6 protein-coding genes are annotated in these 6,054 nt (G+C 65.1%); 3 read left to right on the top strand and 3 right to left on the bottom strand.

What is annotated here, in order from left to right; translation table 11 throughout:
• Nucleotides 1–46: 46 nt before the first annotated feature.
• From FYJ28_RS11340 to FYJ28_RS11350, 3 genes are read right to left on the bottom strand one after another with little or no spacing between them, the layout of a single operon-like run.
• Nucleotides 47–361 (bottom strand): MmcQ/YjbR family DNA-binding protein, encoded by a 315-nt coding sequence (locus FYJ28_RS11340; RefSeq protein ID WP_154579334.1) that lies wholly within the window; start codon nt 359–361, stop codon nt 47–49.
• Between the two features lie 15 nt (nt 362–376).
• Nucleotides 377–1,099, bottom strand: coding sequence for a response regulator (locus FYJ28_RS11345; protein ID WP_154579335.1), 723 nt, complete (start codon nt 1,097–1,099; stop codon nt 377–379).
• Nucleotides 1,100–1,104: 5 nt separating this feature from the next.
• Nucleotides 1,105–2,367: a sensor histidine kinase gene (locus FYJ28_RS11350; protein ID WP_154579336.1), complete on the bottom strand. Its 1,263-nt coding sequence runs from the start codon at nt 2,365–2,367 to the stop codon at nt 1,105–1,107.
• Between the two features lie 196 nt (nt 2,368–2,563).
• Here FYJ28_RS11350 and FYJ28_RS11355 point away from each other — a divergent pair, with 196 nt between their 5' ends.
• From FYJ28_RS11355 to FYJ28_RS11365, 3 genes are all read left to right on the top strand, one after another.
• Complete coding sequence (locus FYJ28_RS11355) at nt 2,564–3,628, top strand: 3-isopropylmalate dehydrogenase (RefSeq protein ID WP_154579337.1); 1,065 nt, start codon at nt 2,564–2,566, stop codon at nt 3,626–3,628.
• A 64-nt stretch (nt 3,629–3,692) separates the two neighbouring features.
• Nucleotides 3,693–4,799, top strand: coding sequence for a branched-chain amino acid aminotransferase (locus FYJ28_RS11360; RefSeq protein WP_055239699.1), 1,107 nt, complete (start codon nt 3,693–3,695; stop codon nt 4,797–4,799).
• Nucleotides 4,800–4,807: 8 nt separating this feature from the next.
• Complete coding sequence (locus FYJ28_RS11365) at nt 4,808–5,605, top strand: MBL fold metallo-hydrolase (protein WP_154579338.1); 798 nt, start codon at nt 4,808–4,810, stop codon at nt 5,603–5,605.
• Nucleotides 5,606–6,054: the final 449 nt, after the last annotated feature.

Genomic DNA, 6,054 nt, shown 5'->3' on the forward strand with positions numbered 1-6,054 from the left:
CAAGCCCGCCGCATCGGGTCAGGGGCGGGTTATCCCGGGCCGCGTCTCATCCCGTGGGTGGAACCGGGCCGGCTATCCGGTAAGACTCGAGCAGCAGTTCCTCAAGCTCTGCCCTGTCCAGGCGGGCCAGCCGGGCCAGGACCAGCTGCGGCGACCGGTTGTGGTGGGGCGTCCAGAAATAGGTCTCCGGATCCGTGCCGGCGAGCCCTTCGCGTTCCTCGGTCTTGACGGTGAGCACCCCGTCTTCCCACATCCTGGCCATCAGGCTGCGGGCGAACCAGGCAGGCTGGTTCCAGCTGGTCCGTTCAGTTACTCCCGGCAGGGAAAGGCAGAAAGTACGGACGTCGTCTGCAGAAGCCAAGGGACACCTCCGGTTTTACGGGGTGACGATACCCGTCTCGTAGGCGATGACAACAGCCTGCACCCGGTCGCGTGCGCCGAGCTTGGCCAGGATGTGCCCCACATGGGTCTTGACCGTTGCTTCGGACAGGAAGAGCTTCGCTGCGATCTCCGGGTTGGAGAGCCCGCCGGCGATAAGGGTGAAGACTTCGCGCTCGCGGGGCGTGAGGGTTTCAACGCTCGCTGCGTGCCGGCTCACCTCGGGGGTCGGCTCGCGAAGCATGGGCGCCACGTGGTCCAGCAGCCGGCGGGTGGTCGACGGTGCGATCACCGCATCACCGCGGTACACGGTGCGGATCGCCTCGAGCAGTTCCTCGGGCGGGGCGTCCTTGAGCAGGAAGCCGCTGGCTCCGGCCCGGATGGCGGACAGTGCGTATTCGTCAAGGTCGAAGGTTGTCAGCACCACCACCTTGACCTCCGCCTCCCGGGAGCCTGCCTGCTCCAGGATCCTGGCGGTAGCTTCAATGCCGTCCATGCCCGGCATTCGGACATCCATCAGGACGACGTCGGCGGGTGTCTGGGAGAGCACGCGCACGGCTTCGGCGCCATTGCCGGCCTCAGCGGTCACCGTGAGGTCCGGCTGGGAATTGATCAGCATCTTGAACCCGCCGCGGACCAGCTGCTGGTCATCAACCAGCGCCACCCGGATGGGTGCGGAAGTATCAGTCTCCCCGGGAGCACCGGGGGAGGGGGTGGTCATGCCTGTTAGGCCTCCGTGTAGGGAATGAATGCGTTGACGCGGAATCCTCCGCCGGTGGAGGGAGCGGCTTCCAACGTTCCATCGTAGAGCGCCACGCGTTCCTTCATGCCGATGATGCCCTGGCCCGCGCCGGGAGTCCGGGCGGCACCGTCGCTGGGTGTGCCTGCGTTGAGCGCCGGGTCAGCGCCGGCACCGCGCCCGTCGTCAGTCACCGTGATGCCGAGCCCGCGTGCTGTCCACGCCAGTTCCACCCTGGCACGCGCCAGGGGGCCGGCATGCTTGAGCACGTTCGTGAGGGCCTCCTGCACCACGCGGTAGGCCGTCAGCTCCGCTCCGGCCGGCAGGGCCCGGCGCATGGCGCCGGCGGTAAGCACCTGAACATCCAGTCCCGCGCGCTTGACCCCCTCCACCAAATCACCGATGTCCGCGAGCGAAGGCAGCGGACGGGTGGAGGCGCCGTCGTCGCCGCGCAGGACGCCGAGCAGCCGCCGCATCTCCCGCAGCGAGCCCCGGCCCGTCTCGGCGATAGTGCCGAGCGTAGCCGTCGCGATTTCCGGGTCCTGGGCGCTCGCATACCTGGCGCCGTCGGCCTGCGTAATGATCACTGAAAGCGAGTGCGCCACGATGTCGTGCATTTCGCGGGCAATATGGGTGCGCTCGTCTGCCGCTGCCAGGTCCCGTTCCTGCTGCCGTTCGACTTCGAGGCGGCGGGCCCGGTCGCGCAGCGACTCCATGGCCAGGCGGCGGGTGCGGGCCAGGTCACCGAAGGTCCAGCAGACAAGGACCACGGCCTCCACGGCGACGAGTGCTATGAACCAGAGAATGACCATTCCCCTGGTTGGGCTGGTGACCACCCCGACGCCGGACATGTACATGGACTGGCGTACCAGGTACTGGAGCACCAGCAGTACGCCGCCGATCAGGGCAAGTGCGAGTCCGGCGAGGCTCGCCCAGCGCGGAGCGTATGCAGCCAGTGCATGCACCATCACCAGGACCAAGACGTCTGCCGGCAGCCCTGTCTCCGGAACCAAGGGGAGCTGGATCAGGCAGGCCGCGGCCATCACTGCGGCCGCCGGAACCGGCCGGGTGCGCCGCCACGCCAGCGGCAGGCAGATTGCCAGAGAGAGGAAGAACTCGATCAGTCCTTCACCGACGCCCATCAGCAGGAACGGAAACGCGAAAAACAGGATTGCCAGCAGGGCGCCGGCCAGATCAACCTTGAACGGGTTGGCCTGGGTCCAGGCATAAAGGCGTTGGTGCAGCAGCATGGACAACAACTTTAGGGCCGTTCCTGCATCCGCGCGTCATGCCCTGGTCTGAACTCCGGGCTGTATGTGCTGCGGTCCCGGCAGTGCCTCCGCCCAGTGCAGGTGAGGGCGGCTCGTTACTGGAGCTCCGCCGTCGTGCGTCTCAATATGTGATACGTGTTGACCGCTATCTGGACACTCTTCCTAGAATTGGACCATGAGCGAAGAAGCGTCGAAGGTTATTTCCCTGGCCGTCATTCCCGGGGATGGAATCGGTCCCGAGGTCACGGCGGAAGCCGTCAAAGTACTGAAGGCGGTAACCGCGTCGGGTACGGCGAAGTTCGACCTCACCGAGTACCAGCTCGGTGCCGAGCACTGGCTTCGCACCGGGGAGACGCTCCCGGATGAAACGCTTGAGTCCCTGAAGCAACATGACGCGATTCTTTTCGGTGCCGTTGGCGCCGCTCCGGGTGACACGAAGATGCCGTCCGGCCTGATCGAGCGCGAGATGCTGCTGAAGCTGCGCTTCAGCCTGGACCACTTCGTCAACCTGCGCCCGTCCAAGCTGTACCCCGGCGTCGCGAGCCCCCTCGCCAATCCCGGTGATATCGATTTCATCGTGGTCCGGGAAGGAACCGAAGGCCCCTACGTCGGCAACGGCGGCTCACTGCGGACCGGGACCCCGCATGAAATCGCCACCGAGGTTTCGCTGAACACTGCGCACGGCGTCGAACGCGTGGTGCGCGATGCGTTCCGCCGCGCCAGCGAACGGCCGCGCCGGAAGCTGACCCTCGTCCACAAACACAACGTCCTGGTTTACGCCGGCAGCTTGTGGAAGCGGACCGTGGAAGCGGTTGCCGCTGACTTCCCCGAGGTGGAAGTCGACTACCTGCATGTCGACGCCGCCACGATCTTCCTGACCACGGACCCCTCACGCTTCGACGTGATCGTGACCGACAACTTGTTCGGAGACATCATTACCGACCTGGCTGCAGCTATCACCGGCGGAATCGGGCTGGCAGCCTCCGGCAACATCAACATGGAGGGAACCTTCCCGTCCATGTTTGAGCCGGTGCACGGCTCCGCACCGGACATCGCCGGGCAGCAGAAGGCCGATCCCACAGCCGCCATCCTCTCCGCAGCGCTGCTGCTGGCACACCTCGGCTTCACCGAAGAAGCAGCCCGGGTAGAGCGCGCAGTGGAAGCCGACGTCGCAGCCCGGACAGGAAACACGCGCACCACCGCAGAAATCGGCGATGCGATCGCCGCAGCTGTGTCATAAGCTCAACAGGTACCCGATCAATAGGAAGACGAACGACGGCCGCGCCGTTCACCGTGGAGGAATAATGTCTGTCAGCGCTCTGGAGTTCACCCAGAAGCTATCCGCCCAGCCGAAGTCAGAGCAGGAACGCGCCGCGATCCTGGCTGACCCGGGCTTTGGAAACCACTTCACGGACCACACCGCCGTCATTGACTACCGGGTCTCGGAAGCAGGCGAGGGCACTTGGGAAAACGCACGGATTGAGCCGTACGGTCCCATCGCCATGGATCCCGCAGCGGCCGTACTGCACTACGGCCAGGAAATCTTCGAAGGACTCAAGGCGTACCGGCATGAAGACGGGTCCATCTGGACTTTCCGTCCCGAAGCCAACTCCGCACGCCTGAACGCCTCGGCACGCCGCCTCGCGCTGCCCGAGCTGCCCGAAGAACTCTTCCTTGAATCGCTGCGCCGGCTTGTCGCGGTGGACCGGGACTGGGTTCCTTCCGGCGACGGTGAGTCCCTGTATCTGCGTCCCTTTATGATCGCCACCGAGGCGTTCCTGGGTGTGCGGCCTGCCCGTGAGGTTTCCTACCGCGTCATCGCCTCTCCGGCAGGCAACTACTTCGGCGGAGAACTGAAGCCGGTATCCATCTGGCTCTCCACCAACTACGCCCGCGCAGGCCGGGGCGGCACCGGCGAAGCAAAGTGCGGCGGCAACTACGCAGCGTCCCTGATTGCGCAGATGGAAGGCGAAGCCAACGGCTGCCAGCAGGTGCTGTTCCTGGACGAGTTCAATGACAACGCCATTGAAGAACTCGGCGGGATGAACGTCTTCTTTGTCTTCAAGGACGGCCGGCTGGTCACCCCGGCGCTCACCGGAACCATTCTGCGCGGCGTCACCCGCAATTCCGTACTCGAACTGGGCCGGGACCGCGGCCTCAAGGTTGAAGAACGCAAGATCACGCTGGATGAATGGCGCGACGGCGTTGCCTCCGGCGACATCACCGAGGTCTTTGCCTGCGGTACCGCCGCTGTCATCACCCCCGTTGGCGAACTGAAGTCCGAGACCGAGACCATTGGGTCCCCGGAAGCCGCCGCAGGCGAAGTGACCATGTCCATCCGGCGTGAGCTGCTGGGCATCCAGACCGGCGCCGTGGAGGATACCCGCGGCTGGCTCACCCGTCTGGCGTAGGAGAAAGCATGAATGAATCGGCGCAGCCGGTGCCGGGCCAAGTGGTCCGCAGTACTCCGCTGGCACGGTACCGGCTGGCCGACAACCCCGGCCCGATGAGCCTGGACGGCACCAAGAGCTACATCCTTGCTGCCGAAGCGGGCGGTCCCTGCGTGATCGTGGACCCCGGGCCGGCGGATGAGGAACACCTTGCCGGACTTGCTGCGGCGGGGGATGTGGAACTGGTGCTGATTACGCACCGCCATCCCGACCACACCGAGGGCGCCAAACGCTTCCATCAGCTGACCGGCGCTCCGGTGCGTGCGGCAGATCCGGCGTTCTGCTTTGGCGGTGAGCCGCTGCAGGACGGCGAGGTCATCGCGGCCGGCGGTGTGGAGATCCAGGTGCTCGCGACTCCGGGGCACACCTCGGATTCAGTCTGCTTCGTGCTCCGGGCGGACGGTTCCAGCGGGTCGGTCCTGACGGGGGACACCATTCTGGGGCGGGGGACCACCGTGCTGGATTACCCGGACGGGACACTGCAGGACTTCATGGCCAGCCTTGAGAAGCTGGGCCGGCTGGGACCGGCCACGGTCCTGCCCGCCCACGGTCCGGACCTGGAGAACCTCGAATCAGTGGTCCTTACCTACCGGGACCACCGCGATGAGCGCCTGGCCCAGATCCGCGGCGTGCTTTCCCTGCTGGGGGAGGACGCCACCGTTGAGCAGGTCACGGACGCTGTCTATGCGGACGTTCCTGCATCCGTGCGGGGCGCGGCGGAGCTTTCCGTAGCTGCCCAACTGGAGTATCTCCGGGTCCGTGGGTAACGCCCTGCGGGTGTGAGCACCCCCACGCGTTCCCAGCTTGCACTGGGACGGACAGTGTTCCCTAGAATAGAAATGCGCCAATACGCGGGCCGGCTCGCCGGAACCCGTTAGAAGCGCAGCATCGGGGCCCGCAAACCCGTGCAGGAGATCACAGACCTGCCGAGTTGCGCAGGGCTCACCGGATGTGTAAAGTTGAGTGAGTTGCCGCCGAGCCGTTGAGGCCGGAACGGAAACGAAAACCCACTCCAATCCACCGGGTAAATCCGGATGCTTTGGCGTGGACCCGGAAGGGCTTTTATAGCCGGTTTGGTGGGAATTCTTCGGAATTCACCGAATTGCTAAAACGGCCTGGATGGAATATGCTGGTAAAACACCACAGCGGTGCGAAAAGAAAAGAAAGTTTCCGGTTGGGAATGGTTTTTCTGAGTAGGCCGGATGTGCCTGTTGTT

The sequence above is a fragment of the Arthrobacter sp. BL-252-APC-1A genome (genome assembly GCF_009696625.1).
In the GTDB taxonomy this organism is placed as follows: domain Bacteria; phylum Actinomycetota; class Actinomycetes; order Actinomycetales; family Micrococcaceae; genus Arthrobacter_B.

Bases quoted from the DNA above. Each gene is read 5' to 3' on its own strand.
- FYJ28_RS11345 (WP_154579335.1), bottom strand. From the start codon at position 1,099: ATGACCACCCCCTCCCCCGGTGCTCCCGGGGAGACTGATACTTCCGCA.
- FYJ28_RS11350 (WP_154579336.1), bottom strand. From the start codon at position 2,367: ATGCTGCTGCACCAACGCCTTTATGCCTGGACCCAGGCCAACCCGTTC.
- FYJ28_RS11355 (WP_154579337.1), top strand. From the start codon at position 2,564: ATGAGCGAAGAAGCGTCGAAGGTTATTTCCCTGGCCGTCATTCCCGGG.
- FYJ28_RS11360 (WP_055239699.1), top strand. From the start codon at position 3,693: ATGTCTGTCAGCGCTCTGGAGTTCACCCAGAAGCTATCCGCCCAGCCG.
- FYJ28_RS11365 (WP_154579338.1), top strand. From the start codon at position 4,808: ATGAATGAATCGGCGCAGCCGGTGCCGGGCCAAGTGGTCCGCAGTACT.